Origin of the sequence: Streptomyces sp. NPDC053048 (assembly GCF_044547045.1) — a bacterium.
Lineage (GTDB): Bacteria > Actinomycetota > Actinomycetes > Streptomycetales > Streptomycetaceae > Streptomyces.
Window position 1 is genome coordinate 1024501 of record NZ_JBITZS010000001.1, and the last position, 17997, is coordinate 1042497.

Below are 17997 nucleotides of genomic sequence, written 5' to 3' on the forward strand. Positions count from 1 at the left end.
GTGCCGAGGGGTGCGGTGGGGTGCGGTCGCGGGGCCCGCCGGGGGGTCAGGAGGTCGACATCGCCTCTTCCAGGGCCGCTATGAAGCGGTCCGTCGTCGCCCGGTCCCGCACCGCGAGCCGCAGGTACTCCGGGCCGAGACCGGGGAACGTGTCACCCCGCCGCACCGCGAACCCCAGTCCGCGCAGCCGCGACCGCACGGCCTGCGCCCGCTCCGTCCGGATCAGTACGAACGGCCCGGCCGCCGGACCGTACACCGTCACATCCGCGAACTCCGCCAGCCGCAGCTGGAGATGGGCCCGGTCGACGGTGATCCGGTCGGCGGCCGCCGCGGCCTCGGCCAGCGCCGGGGCCGCACTGCACGCCTCCGCCGCCGCCAGCGCCGGCGAGGACACCGGCCACAGCGGCTGCGCCCGCTCCAGCCGCGCGATCTTGCCGGGCGAGGCCAGCACGTACCCGACGCGCAGCCCCGCCAGTCCCCACGTCTTGGTGAGGCTGCGCAGCACGACCAGCCCCGGCAGGTCCGTACGCGACGCCAGCGACTCCCGTTCACCGGGCACGGCGTCCATGAACGCCTCGTCCACCACCAGGATCCGCCCCGGCCGGGCGAGCCGCGCCAGGGCACGGGCGGGGTGCAGGACCGAGGTGGGGTTGGTGGGATTGCCGACGATCACCAGGTCCGCGTCCCCCGGCACCGCCCGCGGATCGAACCGGAACCCGTTCGCCGCGTCGAGCACCACCCGCTCCACGCTGTGCCCGGCGTCCCGCAACGCCGCTTCCGGCTCGGTGAACTGAGGGTGCACCACCACCGGCCGCCGCACCGGCAGCGCGCGGGCCAGCAGCACGAACGCCTCGGCCGCCCCCGCCGTCAGCAGGACCCGCTCCTCCGGCAGGCCGTGCCGCGCGGCCACGGCACGGCGGGCCGCCCGCCCGTCCGGGTAGGCGGCCAGCGAGCCCAGCGAGCCGGCTATGTGCTCGCGCAGCCACTGCGGGGGCGTACCGGCGCGCACATTGACGGCCAGGTCCGTCAGCTCCGCGCCCATGCCGCGTACTTCGGCGTCTCCGTGGTGCCGCAGGTCGGGCTCGGTGGTTTCGTGCATGCGATAGACGGTACTGAGGGGCCGACTGTGACGATCACTCGGGTCGGCGGGCGACGGCCGCGGTGACGTGCGCGGATTTCCGCTTCGGCACGGCGAGCACCGCCCCCGCGCCCGCCGCCAGCAGGGCGGCGGCCTCGGCGACGCCGGGCGTGCCCAGCGCCCTGCGGGCGGCTTCGGACGGGTGCGGCACCGGTTGCGCGGCGAGCGCGCCGGGGGCGTACGCGGTGAGGGGCACGCCCAGGTGCGCGGCCGCGGCCAGCAGGCCGGGCTCGGCGGCACGGGCCTCGACGGTCGCCAGCGCGCCGACCGGGCCGCCGCCGGCCTCCGCCACGGCCCGCCCGACCAGGGCGATCACCTCGTCGGCGGCCACGTCGCGGCAGGTGCCGACGCCGACGTAGAGCACGGCCGTCACCGCGCGCGGGCCCGCGCCACGAAGCGCTCCGCCGTACCGGGGGCTCCCGCCCAGTGGACGTGCAGGTACGAGGCGTGCACGTTGTCCTGGACGAAGCCCTCCACCTGGCGGCGGGGGTGGGTCACGCCCCAGGCGGGGGTGGCGCCGGCGGCCGGTTCGATCACCGTGCGGTGGAACTCGTGCCCCCGTACGCGGGTGCCCGCGGCGGCGAGCGGGTTGTCCGCGATCGCCACCGCCTCGCGGTAGCCGAGCGTCAGCCGCTCCGACATGCGGGCGTCCGCCGGAAGGACACCGCACATCGGCTTGCCGTCGAGGGAGCGGGACAGATAGAGCAGTCCCGCGCACTCGGCGGCGACCGGGGCGCCGGTGGCCGCGAGGGCGGCCACGGCCTTGCGGAGGGGGGCGTTGGCGGAGAGCTCGGGGGCGTACATTTCGGGGAAGCCGCCGCCAATGACGATGCCGGCGGTGCCGGCGGGGAGCCGCTCGTCCTTGAGGGGGTCGAAGGTGACGACCTCCGCGCCGGACGCGCGCAGCAGTTCGGTGTGCTCGGCGTACGAGAAGGTGAACGCCGGGCCGCCGGCTACGGCGATCACGGGGGTGCCGTTCGGGTGCGGACCGGTGGTCGCGTTGTGCCCACCCTCCCCCGGATTCAGCCCGTCCGGCGTTTGAGGACCGGGGTCCGGGGCGGAGCCCCGGTTACGGGAAGGGGCGGGGTGGGGGAATGACTCCTCCGGTGCCCACGCCGGCCCCGGCAGCGGTGGGGCGCTCCTCGCCAGCGCCAGCAGGGCCTCCAGGTCGCAGCCCTCCCGTACGCGGGCCGCGAACGCGGAGACCGCGTCGACCGCCTCCACCGTCCGTTCGGCGACCGGGACCAGGCCCAGGTGGCGGGACGGGGTGTGGATCTGTCCGGCGCGCCGTACGGCGCCCAGAACCTCCACCCCCGACTCGCCCAGCGCATCCCGCAGCAGCGTCTCGTGGCGGTCGGAGCCGACCTTGTTGAGGATCACGCCCGCGACCCGGACCTCCGGATCCCAGGACGCGAAGCCGTGCACCAGGGCCGCCACCGACCGCGACTGCGACGACGCGTCGACGACCAGCACCACCGGCGCCCGCAGCAGCTTCGCCACGTGTGCCGTCGACGCCAGCTCGCCCTGGCCGGCCGCCCCGTCGTACAGGCCCATCACGCCCTCGACCACGGCGAGGTCGCAGCCCGCCGCCCCGTGCAGGAACAGCGGCGCGACGCGCTCCGGGCCGCACATGAAGGAGTCCAGGTTGCGGCCCGGCCGGCCCGTCGCGAGCGCGTGGTAGCCCGGGTCGATGTAGTCCGGCCCCACCTTGTGCGGCGACACCGCGAGCCCCGCGTCCGCGAACGCCCGCATCAGGCCGGTGGCCACCGTCGTCTTGCCGCTGCCGGACGCCGGCGCGGCGATGACCAGCCGGGGGATGCGCGTACTCACCACTCGATGCCCCGCTGGCCCTTCTGGCCGGTGTCCATCGGGTGCTTGACCTTGGACATGTCCGTCACCAGATCGGCGAACCCGATCAGCTTCTCCGGCGCGTTGCGGCCCGTGATCACCACGTGCTGGGTGCCCGGACGGTCCCGCAGCACCGAGATCACCTCGTCGGTGTCGATCCAGCCCCAGTGCATCGGATAGGCGAACTCGTCGAGGACGTAGAGCTTGTACCTCTCCGCCGCCAGGTCGCGCTTGACCTGCTCCCAGCCCTCGCGCGCCTTCTCCTCGTTACTGAGTTCCCCTTCTTTGGCGTCTCGCTGGATCCAGGACCAGCCCTCGCCCATCTTGTGCCAGTCGACGGTCCCGCCCTCGCCCGAGGCGCCGAGCACCCGCAGCGCGTTCTCCTCGCCGACCTTCCACTTCGCCGACTTCACGAACTGGAACACCCCGATGGGCCAGCCCTGGTTCCAGGCCCGCAGGGCCAGGCCGAAGGCGGCCGTCGACTTGCCCTTGCCGATGCCGGTGTGGACGAAGACCAGCGGGCGGTTGCGACGCTGGCGCGTGGTGAGCCCGTCGTCGGGTACGACGGTCGGCTGTCCCTTGGGCATTACGCGGCCCTCCTCGAGTTCGTGTTCCGTACGGTACGCACCAGTGCGGAGACGTTGTCCGCACGCAGCTCGTCGAGCGTCACGACCGGACCGGCCAGGGCGAGCCCCAGCTCGCCCGCCAGGCCCAGCCGCACCGGCCCCGACTCGCAGTCCACGACCACCGACGCGATGCCCTCGCCCGCCAGCAGCCGCGCCGCGCGCCCGGCGCGCGCCAGCGGCTCGGGGCCGCCCGTGGCCCGGCCGTCGGTCACCACGACCAGCAGCGGACGGCGCGACGGGTCGCGCATCCGCTCCACCCGCAGCACCTCGTGCGCCCGCAGCAGGCCCGCCGCCAGCGGCGTGCGGCCGCCCGTCGGCAGCTTCTCCAGCCGCGCCGCGCCCGCCTCCACCGAGGACGTCGGCGGCAGCGCCACCTCCGCCTCCGCGCCCCGGAAGGTGATCATGCCGATCTTGTCGCGCCGCTGATAGGCGTCGAGCAGCAGCGACAGCACCGCGCCCTTGACCGCGCTCATCCGCTTGCGCGCCGCCATCGAGCCGGAGGCGTCCACGACGAACAGCACGAGGTTGCCCTCGCGGCCCTCGCGCACGGCCTCCCGCAGGTCGTCACGCCGGACCAGCAGCCCGGGGCCGCTGCGGCCCCGCGCCCGCTGGTGCGGGGCGGCGGCCCGCACGGTCGCGGCGAGGTGCAGCTTGCCGAGGGCGCCGCCGCGGGGGCGGCGCGCCCCCGTCGTCCGCCCGTGCACGGTGAGCGCGCGCGAACGGCGCCCGTCGGCGCCCTCGCCGAGGCCGGGGACGTCGAACCGGCGCGTGCGGAAGGGGTCTGCGGCGGCCACGGCGGGGGCTTCGGGGGCTTCACCGGTCGCGGGAGCACTCGCGCTCTCGCTCTCCTGCCGATCGGGTGCTTCCGAGTCCTCCCGCTGCCGCGGCACCTCGGGCGTGCCGTCGGGGCGGGGGCCGTCCTGCGGCGGACGGCCGCCGCCGTCCGGGCCACCGGGGCCGTCGTCGTCCGGGCCGCCGTCCTGCGGGCCCTCCGGCTCCGGGTCCGGCTCGGGCTCCGGCTCGTCGTCCTCGAACCCGTTCAGGATCTCGTCCAGCCTGTCCTCGTCCAGGCCGGGCGCGTCGAACGGGTTGCGCCGGCGGCGGTGCGGCAGCGACAGCAGTGCCGCCTGCCGCACGTCATCCTTCGTCACGTCCGTCCGTCCGGCCCACGCGGCCAGCGCGGTCGCGGTGCGCGCGGTGACGATGTCGGCGCGCATGCCGTCCACCTCGAACCCGGCGCACACGGCGGCGATCCGGCGCAGGGCGCCGTCGCCGAGCCGTACGTCCGGCAGCAGCGCGCGGGCCGCGGCGATGCGCTCGCGCAGCGCCTCCTCCTCGGCGGCCCACTTGGCGGCGAACGCGGCCGGGTCCTCGTCGTAGGCGAGACGCCGGCGCACGACCTCGACGCGCTCCTCGGTCTCCCGGGAGGCGGCGACCTCGACGGTCAGCCCGAAGCGGTCCAGCAACTGCGGGCGCAGCTCGCCCTCTTCCGGGTTCATGGTGCCGACGAGGAGGAAGCGGCTGGCGTGGCGGACGGAGACGCCTTCGCGTTCGACGTAGGAGGCGCCGGTCGCGGCCGCGTCCAGGAGGGCGTCGACCAGGTGGTCACCCAGCAGGTTGACCTCGTCGACGTACAGCACCCCCCGGTGGGCGTCGGCCAGCAGGCCCGGTTCGAAGGCCTTCACGCCCTCGGACAGGGCCCGTTCGATGTCGAGCGCGCCGACCAGGCGGTCCTCGGAGGCGCCGACCGGCAGTTCGACCATGCGGGCGGGGCGGGCCTCGCCCGTACCGCCGTCGTGCGGCCCGTCGGGGCAGGTGGGGTCCGGGGCGGCCGGATCGCAGGAGAACCGGCAGCCGGGGACCGTCACGACCTCGGGCAACAGCGAGGAGAGGGCTCGGACGGTGGTGGTCTTCGCCGTTCCCTTCTCACCCCGTACGAGGACGCCGCCGACGGCGGGCGAGACGGCGTTGAGCAGCAGCGCCAGCCGCAGGCTGTCCATGCCGACGATCGCGCTGAACGGGTAGGTGGCCGAGGCCATCAGTGCTTACCCCCTGTGTCGTGGTCCGGCGCCGGCACGGCCGGCGCCCCCGGCGGTATGAACGGGAAACCGGCCGGCACCCCGTCCTCGATCAGCCGCAGCAGCGCGTCCGTGTCCGCGTGTTCCTCGATCAGGTCGCCCAGGCGGTCCAGCTGTTCTTCGCGCAGTGCCGCGAACGACGTGTCCGGGGCCGGGACGAACGCCCGTCCCGCCGCCTTCGCCACGCGGCGCAGGAACGCGCGCCGGAAGCCGTCGCTCTCCAGCGAGCCGTGCCAGTGGGTGCCCCATACGGCGCCGACCCGGCAGCCGTCCAGGAAGGGTTCGTCACCGCCCCGGACGTCCGCGACGCCGTGGTGGATCTCGTAGCCCTCGACGTGCTCGCCCAGGGCCTCGCCCACCGGCCGGGCCAGGGTCTTCCCGGCCGCGAACCGCACCCGTACCGGCAGGAGCCCCAGTCCCTCGACCACTCCGGCGCGGGACTCGACCTCGTCCTCGATCCGCTCGCCCAGCAGCTGGAAGCCGCCGCAGATGCCCAGGACCGGGCGGCCCTCGGCCGCCCGGCGGGCCAGCGCGTCCGCGAGGCCGCGCTCGCGCAGCCAGGCCAGTGCCCGGACCGTTCCGCGGGTGCCCGGCACCACGGCGAGGTCGGCGTCGGCCAGTTCCTCCGGCCGGTCCACGAACCGCACGACGACGCCCGGCTCGGCCGCCAGCGCGTCCACGTCCGTGAAGTTGGACATCAGCGGCACCGCGCACACCGCCACCCGCAGCACGTCGGCGCCGTGCGGCGGGGCCACCACCGACTCGCGCACGGCACCGCGCAGCGAGACGCGCAGGCCGTCCTCCTCGTCGATGCCCAGACCGTGCGCGAACGGCAGCACGCCGAACGTCCGCCGGCCCGTCAGGTCGCGCAGCATCTCCAGGCCCGGCTCCAGCAGGCTCACGTCGCCGCGGAACTTGTTGACGATGTAGCCCGCTATCAGCTCCTGGTCCTCGGCCGAGAGGAGCGCGGTGGTGCCGAAGAAGGAGGCGAAGACGCCGCCGCGGTCGATGTCGCCGACGACGACCACGGGCAGCCGGCCCGCCCGTGCGATGCCCATGTTGACGATGTCGCTGCGCCGCAGGTTGATCTCGGCCGGGCTGCCGGCGCCCTCGCAGATGACGGCGTCGTGCGTGCGCCGCAGCTCCTCCAGGCACTCGGTGACCGTGCCGAACAGCTGCTCCTGGCGGCCCGCGTGGTAGCCGCGCGCGCTGAGTTCGCCGACGGGCCTGCCCATCAGCACCACCTGGCTGCTGCGGTCGCCACCCGGCTTGAGCAGCACCGGGTTCATCAGCGCGCTCGGCTCGACGCGCGCGGCGGCGGCCTGCATGGCCTGCGCGCGCCCTATCTCCGCGCCCTCGCGCGTCACATACGAGTTGAGCGACATGTTCTGCGCCTTGAACGGCGCGACCTTGACGCCCTTGCGGACCAGCCAGCGGCAGATCCCGGCGGTCACCACGCTCTTGCCCGCGTCGGAGGTCGTGCCGGCCACCAGCAGGCCCCCGCCCCTCCCAGCCGTCACCGACAACGCTTCCTCCTCGTCACGGCCGCCACGGCCGTCCTCGTCAGCACGGCCGTAGCCAGGGCCAGTACCGACACCCGGCGCGAGAGCCGTACCGCGCGTTCGATGTCCCCCACCTCGACGGGCCGGTTCTCCGCGCCCAGCACCGGACGGTGTTCGACGCGGCCCGCGTAGGCGAGGGTGCCGCCCAGCCGTACCCCGAGGGCCCCGGCGAAGGCGGCCTCGACGGGGCCGGCGTTGGGGCTGGGGTGGCGGGAGGCGTCGCGCCGGGCCACGCGCAGGGCGCCGCGCGGGTCCGGGCCCGCGAGGACGGCGAGGGCGGCGGTGAGCCGGGCGCCGGGCCAGCCGGCGACGTCGTCGAGGCGGGCGGAGGCCCAGCCGAAGCGCCGGTGGCGGGGGGACTTGTGGCCGACCATCGCGTCGAGGGTGTTCACGGCCCGGAAGCCCGCGAGGCCGGGGACGCCGGCGAGCGCGCCCCACACCAGGGCGCCCACGACGGCGTCGGAGGTGTTCTCGGCGACGGACTCCACGACCGCGCGCGCGATCTGCTGCTCGTCCAGTGCCTGCGGGTCGCGTCCGCACAGGTGGGGCAGCCGTTCGCGGGCGGCCGCGAGGTCGCCGGCGGCGAGCGCGGCGCCGACGGCGCGTGCCTCGCGGCCCAGGGACGTGCCGCCCAGCACGGCCCAGGTGACGGCGGCGGTCAGGGCGATGCCGGCCGTGCGGGAGCGGCGTGCGGCACTGGCCAGCAGGGCGGCGCCGACCGCGGTGCCACCGGCGCACAGCGCGGTGTGCAGGGCGCCGGCGCCGCGGTGGTCGCGCCACAGGCGCTGTTCGACGGCGTGCGCGGCCCGGCCGAAGGCGGCCACGGGGTGGCCGCGGCGCGGGTCGCCGAGGACGAGGTCGCAGGCGAAGCCGAGCGCCGCACCGCACGCGAAACCGATGGGGTCGTGACGCGTCGCGCGCATGGGGTCAGGCCGCCGTCGTGCCTTCGGGGAGCCGGGAGCGGGTGGGCGGTATGCGACGGCCGGGCATGGCGATGTGTCCTCACTCAGGGTCCGCGCCCTGGCTCGACGTGACCGGCGACCAGAGTCTCCTGGCTCCCGGATCGGCGTCGCTCCGGCCTTCCAGCCCGTGGTGGCGGGCCGTGGCCGTCGGTGGAGGACGCTCCCCGGTGACAGTGGCGGGACCGCGCCGGATTCGCACCGGCTTCCTCTGCTGTCGCCGTTTGGCTCCGGAAGTCCACCACGGCCCGGGAAGGGCAGTCAACTCACCCTGACCTGCGGTGAGGCTGCCGGCCACGGGTGGGGCGGCGGGCGACGCGGGCAACGACGAAGCGCCGGTCCGGCGGTGCCGGACCGGCGCTGTCGTGCGCACGGGTGCGAGGCCGCGGTGAGGCGGCGGTCAAGCGGTGATCAGGCGACGATCAGGTAGATGCCGTAGCCCACGGCGGCCGCGCACAGCGCGAAGCAGGTGTACGCGCCGATGCGGGCCGGCGCGCTCGGGCCGGTGGCCGGGGCGCCGGCCGTGGCCTGCGCCTTGCGGGACGTGCCGACGATGCCGAGGGTGAAGACGGCCACGAGGGCGATGGTGAAGACGAGGCTGACGCCGAAGACCTGGCCGAGAGCTGCCCAGTCGATGTTCATGTGGTTCTCCTCCGTTGCCCGGCGGTCAGCCGGTCGTCGCGGGGGCGGGGGCGGGGGCGGGAGCGGCGGCCGGGGTGACGGCGGGGCCGGCCGGCGGCGGGGCGACGGCCTGCAGGGCCGCGGTGACCACGCCGACGGGCTCGGCCGGGACGGAGACGCCCTGCGGCTCGTTCAGGTCGTTGACGTTGTCGTGGGTGACCGGCTTGCGGCGCGAGGCCAGCCAGATCGCGCCGCAGGCGGCCACGGCCAGGACGGCCACCGCGGTGACGCCCCAGTCGCCCTGGTCGGCCAGGAGCGCGGCACCGCCACCGACGAGGCCGGCGGCCGGGAGCGTCAGGCCCCAGGCGGCGACCATGCGGCCGGCGGTGGACCAGCGCACCACGCCGCCCTTGCGGCCCATGCCCGCGCCCATGACGGCGCCGGAGCAGACCTGGGTGGTGGAGAGCGCGAAGCCGATGTGGGACGAGGCCAGGATGGTGACGGCGGCGCCGGTCTGGGCGGCGAAACCCTGCGGCGGCTGGATGTCGGCCAGGCCCTTGCCGAGGGTGCGGATGATGCGCCAGCCGCCGAGGTAGGTGCCGAGCGCGATGGCGATGCCGGCGGAGGCGATGACCCACATAGGCGGGTCGGCGTCGGCGCCCAGCGCGCCGCCGGAGATCAGCGCGAGGGTGATGACGCCCATCGTCTTCTGGGCGTCGTTGGTGCCGTGGGCGAGCGAGACCAGGGCCGCCGAGGCGATCTGGCCGGCGCGGTAGCCCTTGGCGCTGGCCTCGGGGTCGGTGTTGCGCGCCAGGCGGTAGGTCATCCGGGTGGCCAGCACGGTCGCCAGGCCGGCCACGACCGGGGCGACGACGGCGGGGATGAGGACCTTCATGACGACGGCGTCACCGTGGACGGCGCCCGTACCGACGGAGGCGATGGTCGCGCCGATCAGGCCGCCGAACAGCGCGTGCGAGGAGCTGGAGGGCAGGCCCGCGAGCCAGGTGAGCAGGTTCCAGACGATCGCACCGACCAGTCCGGCGAAGATGATCTCCGGCCGGATGCCCGATTCGTCGACGATGCCCTTGGAGATGGTCGCCGCCACCTCCACGGACAGGAACGCGCCGACGAGGTTGAGCACCGCCGACATGGCCACCGCGGTCTTGGGCTTGAGCGCCCCGGTGGAGATGGTGGTGGCCATGGCGTTGGCCGTGTCGTGGAAGCCGTTCGTAAAGTCGAACACCAAGGCCGTGACGATCACGATCCCGATGAGAAGCGTGATGTTTTCCATTCACCCAGGCAATCAGCTCGATGGTCAGTACGCGGCGACCGTAGGGACTCCGGGTGAACGGAAGGTGAACTGGGACGGACCGAGCAATGACGCGAACCGGAGGCGAAGATCGATGAGGCCGCACGAAGAGACCGCAGCGGGCACCGGAACGCGCCGCGCCATCGGCGACGAGGCAAGGCACGCCTGGGCGGAGGTCGTCTCCACCGCCCGCCGCACCACCACCGACGGCCTGGTCGTCGGCACCTCCGGCAACGTCTCCGCCAGGGTCGGCGACGTGGTGCTCGTCACGCCCAGCGGCATCCCCTACGACCGGCTCGGACCCGGTGACATCACCGGCGTCGACCTGTCCGGCCGCCGGGTGATCGGCGAGCTGACCCCCACCAGCGAGCTGCCGATGCACCTCGCCGTCTACCGGGCCACCGACGCCACCGCGATCGTGCACACCCACGCCGTGCACGCCACGGCCGTCTCCACCCTCGTCACCGAGCTGCCGCCGGTCCACTACATGACCGCCGCCCTCGGCGGACCGGTGCGCGTCGCCCCCTACGCCCGCTACGGCACCGAGGAGCTGGCCGCCCATGTGCTGCGCGCCCTCGACGGCCGCACCGGCTGCCTGCTGCGCAACCACGGCACCCTCACCTACGGCGCCGGCCTCGACCAGGCCTACGATCGCACCGCCCAGCTGGAGTGGATGTGCCGGCTCTGGCTGGCCGCCTCCGGCGTCCCGGGCCGCACCCCCACCCTGCTCTCGCCCGGCGACCTGGAGGAGACGGCGGCCGCCCTGCGCGGGTACGGGCAACAGGGCGCCTGAACGCCCACTGGCCCCGGCCGGGGCCCGCGCCCACACTGAAGACGTGGGCATACGCGAAGCGGCGGCGGTGACCGCCGGCACCGTGATCGGTGCGGCAACGGCCGCCGTCGTCGCCGGCCGCTACGCCGGTGACGCCGCCCTCAAGGCCGCCCCCGGCCGGCCGCCGCCCGGCCAGCCGCGCATCGCCGTCCACGAGACGGGCCCCGGCACCCTGACCCTCACCCGCACCCCCGCGGCACTGCGCCCCGGCCGCTACGGACTGGCCGGCCGCGGGCTGCACGCGGTCGTCGGCGACGTGGTGGCGGACGTCTCGCACCCGCACCACTGCGTGGTGCGCCGCCTGGAGCGCGTCACGCACGGTAGCCCGCGCCCGGGGGACCAGGTCTGGCTCACCCCGGGCCTGCACGCCGGCAACCCCCGCGACGCGCTCGGCATCGACCACGACGACGTGGAGGTGCCCGGCGAGCTGGGGCCGCTGCCCGCCTGGTTCGTGCCCGGCGCCCGCGACACCTGGGTGATCACCGTGCACGGCCTGGGCGCCACACGCGAGCACCCCATGAACGTCCTGCCGTTCCTGCGCGGGCAGCGGCTGCCGGTGCTGTGCATCACCTACCGGGGTGACCCCGGAGCACCCCGCCCGGCGCACGGAATCAGCCACTTCGGCGCCAGGGAATGGCGGGATCTCGACGCCGCCGTCCGCTACGCGCTGCGCCACGGGGCCCGCCACGTCGTCCTGTACGGCTGGTCCACCGGCGCCACCATGGCCCTGCTGACCGCGCTGGACTCCTCGCTCGCCGCCCACGTCGGCGGCCTCGTGCTGGACTGCCCGGTCCTCGACTGGCCGGCCGCGCTGCGCGCCCTCGCCGCCCACCGCGTCCCGGCGCGGCTCATTCCGCTTGCTGTCCGGGCCACCGAGGGCAGGATCGGCCTCGCCCCCGACACCCTGCGGGCCGCCGCCGACCCCGCGCGGCTGTCCGTCCCCACCCTCGTGATGCACGGCACCGAGGACCCCCTCGCGCCGCTCGCCCGCTCCCGCGAACTCGCCGCCGCCCGGCCGGAACTGATCACCCTGCGGGCCGTTCGCGGAGCCGGTCACGCGGGCGCCTGGAACGTCGATCCGGCGGGCTGCGAAGAGGCCCTGCGGCGCTTCCTGATCCCCCTGATGTAGCGGGCGCACACCGGCGCCCGCGCCCTGCCTGCGGCTTCCCGTCAGGAGCCGTCCGGCACCGGATAGTTGATTCCGATTGGGTTTTCGGAGCGTGAACGGCAAGACTGCTCCTGTGACGTCCCGTACTCCGCGCGACTCCCGGCTCAGACTCGTCCCCCGACAGCCGATCGCCGCCGCCCGCCGGGCCGTGGCGAACCGAGGCTCCCGCCCGGCGCCCCGACCGCCCGCAGGCACCCCGGCCCGGCCGGAACTCGCCCGGCAGGCGAGAGCCGGACTGGCCGGCGCGGTCCGGCTCGCCCGCTGGGCCGCCGAGGAGCGTGCCCCCGGCGGCGCCCTGCGCGAGGAGACCGCCGACCGGGCCGCCGCCGCACTGGGACTGACGGCCGGCCAGGTGCGGTCCGACTGGGACCGCGCCCGCCTCGCCGGGCTCCTCGAACTCCACGACGGCACCGCCCGCCCCGGCTGGCGGCTGCAGGCCTGGGACCGCGACGACAGCGCCGTGCTGCGTGGCTGGGTCGCCCTCTTCGACGCCTGGTCCCTCGCCCACCCCGAGCCCGCCGGCACCGATCCGACCGTCGCCGCCGAGGTCGTCGAGGCCGCCCCCCAGCTGCTGTCCGTCATGCACCTGTCGGCCGGACCCGTCTCCGTGGCCATGCTGCTCGACCTGCTCCAGCAGCGGGTCGCCGAGATCCGCGCCGAACGCTGCGAGATCCCCTACGGTGACCGGCCCGCACCGGCCGCCCCCGCCCCCGTCACCGGCGACCCCCTGCCCGAACTGCTCGACTGGGCGCTGCGCGGCCTGGCCTCGGTGGGCGCCCTCGTCATGCGCGGCGGGAGCGGGGCACCGGCCGAGGCCCTGCTCACCCCGCTCGGCAACTGGGCGGTGTGGGTCAAGCTCGAGCAGATCTGCGTCGCGGCCCAGAGCCCGGCGGGCAACATCGAACTGTCCGCCGAGGCCATGCTGCGCGGCTGCGCCGACCTCACCCCGGGGCCGGCCCGCGCCGAGTACCGGGCCTGGCTCGCCGCCCGGCCCGTGCGCAGCGCCGTCGAGGAGCTGCTGGACGCCGCTCGCGCCGACGACGCCATGGTCCGGGGCCTGGCCTTCGAGGCCCTGCGCGCCGTGGGCGCCCCGGCGGAGCCCGCCGTGCGGGCCGTGGCCGGCGAGCCCGTGCTGCGCCCGTACGCGCTGCTGTGGCTGGCCGAGCACGAGGGGCACGACCCCGAGGACGCGGCCGAGGTCCTCACCCGTGAGGAGGCCACCTGGCTGTGGGTGGACACGGCGGCCGCGGTCGCGGACCACGGCGAGAGCCGGCTGCTGGTGCGGCACCTGGACTCGGCCGTCCAGGGCACGGTGCCCGGCCTCCTGGAGGAGGTGCGGGCGGTGGGCCACCCCCGCACGGTGCAGGTGCTGGTCGCCCTCGCCGCCGCGCACCCGGACCCGGCGCTGGCCAAGGCGGTGCGCCGGGCGGCCTTCCAGGTCCACCGGGGCGGCGCCTAGGGGTGTCCGACCCATCGGACACACCCCCTAGGGCATGCCCTGGCGGAGAGGCCTCAGGCGGTGATCTCCGGCCCCTTCGGGGCGTAGGTGCCGAAGCTCCAGATGTTGCCCCCGACGTCCCGCGCCATGTAGTCGCGCGAGCCGTACTCCTGGTCCGTCGGGGGCATCAGGATCTCCGCGCCGTGCTCCACCGCCCGCGCGTGGTGGGCATCGGTGTCCTCGACGACCACGTAGACCGCCGCCGGGCCCGCCTGTGCCATGGCCTGGTCGAACACGCCGTCCCGGCCCCTCGAGCCGAGCATGATCATGCCGTTTCCGTAGACGAGCTCGGCGTGCAGGACGACGCCGTCCTCGCTCTCGTACAGTGCCGACCGCGTGAACCCGAAGGCCTCCGTGAGCTGCCGGATCGCTGCCTGCGCGTCGTCGTAGAGCAGCGCCGGAGAGATCGTCGGCGCCGCCGTGCCGGTGTCCGTCATGCCGTTCACTCCTCTCCCGGCCCAGGGCTTTCCTCCCCGAGTATCCGTGAATCACCCCTTCTCTGCCCTTTCCGGAGCGCGGCCACCGGCGCGCGACGGAAGGAAACCGGCTTGCGCGCCCCCGTTAGACTGGTCCGCATGGCATTCCTCCTCGCGCATTAGACGGCGTCATCGCGACCCAGTCCGTCCCACCGCCGTCCACTTCGCACAGGAGCAGAAACCCCCGTGATCACCGCCTCCGGCATCGAGCTGCGCGCCGGCGCACGCGTCCTCATCGAGTCCGCCTCCTTCCGTATCGCCAAGGGTGACCGCGTCGGTCTCGTCGGCCGCAACGGCGCCGGCAAGACCACCCTCACCAAGTGCCTGGCCGGTGAGGGCATCCCCGCCGCCGGCACCATCAGCCGCTCCGGCGAGGTGGGCTACCTCCCGCAGGACCCCCGCACCGGCGACCTCGACGTCCTCGCCCGTGACCGCATCCTCTCCGCGCGCGGCCTGGACACCGTGCTGCGCAAGATGCGCGAGAACGAGGACCGGATGGCCAACGGCAAGGGCGCCACCCGCGAGAAGGCGATGAAGAAGTACGAGCGCCTGGAGACGGAGTTCCTGACCAAGGGCGGCTACGCCGCCGAGGCCGAGGCCGCGACCATCGCCGCCAGCCTCGGCCTGCCCGACCGCATCCTCACCCAGCCGCTGCACACCCTCTCCGGCGGCCAGCGCCGCCGCGTCGAGCTGGCCCGGATCCTGTTCTCCGACGCCGACACGCTGCTGCTGGACGAGCCCACCAACCACCTCGACGCCGACTCCATCGCCTGGCTGCGGGACTACCTCAAGACCTACCGCGGCGGCTTCATCGTCATCTCCCACGACGTCGACCTCGTCGAGACCGTCGTCAACAAGGTCTTCTACCTCGACGCCAACCGTTCGGTCATCGACGTCTACAACATGGGCTGGAAGCTCTACCAGCAGCAGCGCGAGGCCGACGAGAAGCGCCGCAAGCGCGAGCGCCAGAACGCCGAGAAGAAGGCCGCGGCCCTCAATTCGCAGGCCGACAAGATGCGCGCCAAGGCCACCAAGACCGTGGCCGCGCAGAACATGGCCAAGCGCGCCGAGCGGCTGCTCAAGGGCCTGGAGGAGGTGCGCGCCTCCGACAAGGTCGCCAAGCTCCGCTTCCCCGAGCCCGCGCCCTGCGGCAAGACCCCGCTCACCGCGGAGGGCCTGTCCAAGTCCTACGGCTCGCTGGAGATCTTCACCGACGTCGACCTGGCCATCGACAAGGGTTCCCGCGTGGTGATCCTCGGCCTCAACGGCGCCGGCAAGACCACCCTGCTGCGGCTGCTCGCGGGGGCCGAGAAGCCCGACACCGGTGAGGTCACCCCCGGCCACGGCCTCAAGCTCGGCTACTACGCCCAGGAGCACGAGACGCTCGACCCGGACCGCACGGTCCTGGAGAACATGCGCTCCTCGGCCCCCGACCTGGACCTGGTCGAGGTCCGCAAGACGCTGGGCTCGTTCCTCTTCTCCGGCGACGACGTCGACAAGCCCGCGGGCGTGCTCTCGGGCGGTGAGAAGACCCGGCTGGCCCTGGCCACCCTGGTCGTCTCCTCCGCGAACGTCCTCCTGCTGGACGAGCCCACCAACAACCTCGACCCCGCCAGCCGCGAGGAGATCCTGGGCGCCCTGCGCACCTACAAGGGCGCGGTCGTGCTGGTGACGCACGACGAGGGCGCCGTGGACGCGCTCGAGCCGGAGCGGATCATCCTGCTGCCCGACGGCGTCGAGGACCTGTGGGGCCCGGACTACGCGGACCTGGTGGCCCTCGCCTGACCGGCCCCGCCGGTCTCTTGATCAGTGTCGTCCCGATCATTCGGCCGATGTGTGATCCATCATCTGAGTGAGGGCGGCTCGTACCCCCGCCCCGCCCGGCGCCCCGGCGCACGCGCTGTGCGAGGTGCGGGGCGCCGTTCGCGCCGTGCGTGAGGGAGCCCCGTCTGACCTGCCGCTTCGCGCCGCCACCCGTACGGCCGTACGAGCCGGATCCCACGGAATTGCCTGCTCCGGGCACTGGCGTGGCCGGAAAACGCGGAATCTCTTTCCCTTGGACTTCTCATCGACCTTGCCGAATGGGTGGCCAGGAGGCCGCCTAGGGGTGATCATGAGAGACAAGAGGCGCATCTCCCATGAGGAGGCACGGGTGGCCGAGACTCTGAAGAAGGGCAGCCGGGTGACCGGCGCCGCGCGCGAGAAGCTCGCGGCAGACCTGAAGAAGAAGTACGACTCCGGTGCGAGCATCAGGGCGCTGGCCGAAGAGACCGGTCGCTCCTATGGCTTCGTGCACCGGATGCTCAGCGAATCCGGCGTGATCCTGCGGGGTCGCGGCGGAGCCACGCGCGGCAAGAAGGCCGCCTCGGCCTGACGCCGCGCACAGGGAGCACAGCAGTCAGGACAGTTCCCACCCGGTCGGCCGACCGGCCGTCCGGGTGGTTACTGTGCAGTCAACCAACGCGACTGCGGCCATTCGGAGGCCCCACATGACTGCTCGCAACACCCTGCTCGACCGCGACGGCGTACGACTCGTCGTCGACGACACGGTCGCCACCGTCACGCTCACCAACCCCGCCAAGCGCAACGCACAGTCGCCCGCGCTGTGGCGTGCGCTGACCGAGGCGGGCCGGCTGCTGCCGGGTTCCGTGCGGGTGGTGGTGCTCGGCGGCGAGGGCAAGTCCTTCTCCGCCGGCCTGGACCGGCAGGCCTTCACCCCCGAGGGCTTCGACGGCGAGCCGTCCTTCCTGGACCTCGCGCGCGGTACGGACGAGGCGCTGGACGCCGAGATCGCCACGTACCAGGAGGCCTTCACCTGGTGGCGCCGCAACGACATCGTCTCCATAGCCGCCGTGCAGGGCCACGCCATCGGCGCCGGCTTCCAGCTCGCCCTCGCGTGCGACCTGCGGGTGTGCGCGGACGACGCCCAGTTCGCGATGCGCGAGACCAGCCTGGGCCTGGTCCCCGACCTGGGCGGCACCCAGCCGCTGGTGTCCCTCGTCGGCTACGCCCGCGCGCTGGAGATCTGCGCCACCGGGCGCTTCGTCTCCGCGGCCGAGGCCGGGCAGACCGGCCTGGCCAACGTGGTCGTCCCCGCCGCCGAACTCTCCGCGGCCGTCGAGGACTTGACCGCCGCCCTGCTGGCCGCCCCGCGCGACGCCGTCATCGAGACCAAGGCACTGCTGCGCGGCGCCTCGGGCCGCACCTACGACGAGCAGCGCGTCGCCGAGCGCGCCGCCCAGGCCCGCCGCCTGCGCGACCTGGCGGGGCTGGGGGAGTAGGTCGAGCCCACCTGCGGCCCGCCGTCCGTTCCGTTCCCGCGCATCGCCCGGCGGGCCGCGGTGGGCCCGCCTAAGGTGGCAAAGGGAAGGGAAGCGAGGCTGAGAGGCGACCGACCATGACCGACACCGCGGGCGCGGCCCACCAGAGCGGCAAGACCAGCCAGGCCGGGAAGAGCGGCCAGCCCGGCGCCGTCAAACAGCCGCCGGTCGCCGCCGCCGACCGGGGCCGCACCACCATCGCCGACGGCGTCGTGGAGAAGATCGCCGGACTGGCCGCCCGGGACGTGGTCGGCGTCCACGCCATGGGCGGCGGCCTCTCGCGCACCTTCGGGGCCGTCCGCGACCGCGTTCCCGGCGGCAACCGCTCCCTGACCCGCGGGGTCAAGGCGGAGGTCGGCGAGGTCCAGACGGCCCTCGATCTGGAGATCGTCGTCGATTACGGCGTGGCGATCGCGGATGTCGCCCGCGCGGTGCGGGAAAACGTCATTGCGGCGGTGGAACGCATGACGGGCCTGGAGGTCGTCGAGGTCAACATCGCCGTGACCGATGTGAAGCTGCCGGACGAGGAAGAGGAAGAGCCCGAGCCCAGGATCCAGTAGGC

17 protein-coding genes and 1 riboswitch are annotated in these 17997 nt (G+C 74.6%); of the genes, 7 read left to right on the plus strand and 10 right to left on the minus strand.

What is annotated here, in order from left to right; genetic code table 11:
- Window positions 1–46: 46 nt before the first annotated feature.
- The 9 genes from cobC to ACIG36_RS04945 form a co-directional block, all read right to left on the minus strand.
- Complete coding sequence (gene cobC / locus ACIG36_RS04905; RefSeq protein ID WP_399921899.1) at window positions 47–1099, minus strand: Rv2231c family pyridoxal phosphate-dependent protein CobC; 1053 nt, start codon at window positions 1097–1099, stop codon at window positions 47–49.
- A gap of 34 nt (window positions 1100–1133) precedes the next feature.
- On the minus strand, window positions 1134–1502 hold the full coding sequence (locus ACIG36_RS04910; RefSeq protein WP_399921902.1) for a cobalamin biosynthesis protein: 369 nt from the start codon (window positions 1500–1502) through the stop codon (window positions 1134–1136).
- A gap of 5 nt (window positions 1503–1507) precedes the next feature.
- A complete protein-coding gene (locus tag ACIG36_RS04915) occupies window positions 1508–2968 on the minus strand; it encodes a cobyrinate a,c-diamide synthase (RefSeq protein ID WP_399921905.1) in 1461 nt (486 codons plus the stop codon).
- Window positions 2965–3573: a cob(I)yrinic acid a,c-diamide adenosyltransferase gene (gene cobO / locus ACIG36_RS04920; protein ID WP_399921908.1), complete on the minus strand. Its 609-nt coding sequence runs from the start codon at window positions 3571–3573 to the stop codon at window positions 2965–2967. Before cobO ends, ACIG36_RS04915 begins: the two co-directional genes overlap by 4 nt.
- Window positions 3573–5651 (minus strand): putative cobaltochelatase, encoded by a 2079-nt coding sequence (locus tag ACIG36_RS04925; protein WP_399921910.1) that lies wholly within the window; start codon window positions 5649–5651, stop codon window positions 3573–3575. The genes cobO and ACIG36_RS04925 overlap by 1 nt, the downstream gene beginning before the upstream one ends.
- Entirely contained in the window at window positions 5651–7210 is a 1560-nt protein-coding gene (locus ACIG36_RS04930; protein ID WP_399921913.1) for a cobyric acid synthase, read from the minus strand. The genes ACIG36_RS04925 and ACIG36_RS04930 overlap by 1 nt, the downstream gene beginning before the upstream one ends.
- Entirely contained in the window at window positions 7207–8175 is a 969-nt protein-coding gene (locus tag ACIG36_RS04935; protein ID WP_399921916.1) for a cobalamin biosynthesis protein, read from the minus strand. Before ACIG36_RS04935 ends, ACIG36_RS04930 begins: the two co-directional genes overlap by 4 nt.
- A 121-nt stretch (window positions 8176–8296) precedes the next feature.
- Window positions 8297–8424: riboswitch (cobalamin riboswitch) on the minus strand.
- Between the two features lie 198 nt (window positions 8425–8622).
- Entirely contained in the window at window positions 8623–8853 is a 231-nt protein-coding gene (locus tag ACIG36_RS04940) for a hypothetical protein (protein WP_399921919.1), read from the minus strand.
- A 25-nt stretch (window positions 8854–8878) separates the two neighbouring features.
- Window positions 8879–10123 carry an anion permease gene (locus tag ACIG36_RS04945; RefSeq protein ID WP_399921922.1) on the minus strand — a complete coding sequence of 415 codons (1245 nt, stop codon included), beginning with the start codon at window positions 10121–10123 and terminating at the stop codon, window positions 8879–8881.
- 112 nt (window positions 10124–10235) lie between these two features.
- Between ACIG36_RS04945 and ACIG36_RS04950 the strand changes: the two genes are divergently transcribed.
- From ACIG36_RS04950 to ACIG36_RS04960, 3 genes are all read left to right on the plus strand, one after another.
- Window positions 10236–10934: a class II aldolase/adducin family protein gene (locus tag ACIG36_RS04950; RefSeq protein WP_399921925.1), complete on the plus strand. Its 699-nt coding sequence runs from the start codon at window positions 10236–10238 to the stop codon at window positions 10932–10934.
- 43 nt (window positions 10935–10977) lie between these two features.
- Entirely contained in the window at window positions 10978–12102 is a 1125-nt protein-coding gene (locus tag ACIG36_RS04955) for an alpha/beta hydrolase (RefSeq protein WP_399921927.1), read from the plus strand.
- Window positions 12103–12214: 112 nt separating this feature from the next.
- Window positions 12215–13600, plus strand: a complete 1386-nt coding sequence (locus tag ACIG36_RS04960; protein WP_399921930.1) for a hypothetical protein — start codon at window positions 12215–12217, stop codon at window positions 13598–13600.
- A 53-nt stretch (window positions 13601–13653) separates the two neighbouring features.
- Here ACIG36_RS04960 and ACIG36_RS04965 read toward each other — a convergent pair whose 3' ends face one another.
- Window positions 13654–14076 (minus strand): VOC family protein, encoded by a 423-nt coding sequence (locus ACIG36_RS04965; RefSeq protein ID WP_399921933.1) that lies wholly within the window; start codon window positions 14074–14076, stop codon window positions 13654–13656.
- A gap of 225 nt (window positions 14077–14301) precedes the next feature.
- Between ACIG36_RS04965 and ACIG36_RS04970 the strand changes: the two genes are divergently transcribed.
- The 4 genes from ACIG36_RS04970 (at window position 14302) to ACIG36_RS04985 (ending at window position 17995) form a co-directional block, all read left to right on the plus strand.
- Complete coding sequence (locus ACIG36_RS04970; protein WP_399921936.1) at window positions 14302–15900, plus strand: ABC-F family ATP-binding cassette domain-containing protein; 1599 nt, start codon at window positions 14302–14304, stop codon at window positions 15898–15900.
- Window positions 15901–16267: 367 nt separating this feature from the next.
- Entirely contained in the window at window positions 16268–16489 is a 222-nt protein-coding gene (locus ACIG36_RS04975) for a helix-turn-helix domain-containing protein (protein ID WP_030366669.1), read from the plus strand.
- A gap of 115 nt (window positions 16490–16604) precedes the next feature.
- Complete coding sequence (locus tag ACIG36_RS04980) at window positions 16605–17396, plus strand: enoyl-CoA hydratase/isomerase family protein (RefSeq protein WP_399921940.1); 792 nt, start codon at window positions 16605–16607, stop codon at window positions 17394–17396.
- Window positions 17397–17512: 116 nt separating this feature from the next.
- Entirely contained in the window at window positions 17513–17995 is a 483-nt protein-coding gene (locus tag ACIG36_RS04985; protein WP_399921943.1) for an Asp23/Gls24 family envelope stress response protein, read from the plus strand.
- Window positions 17996–17997: the final 2 nt, after the last annotated feature.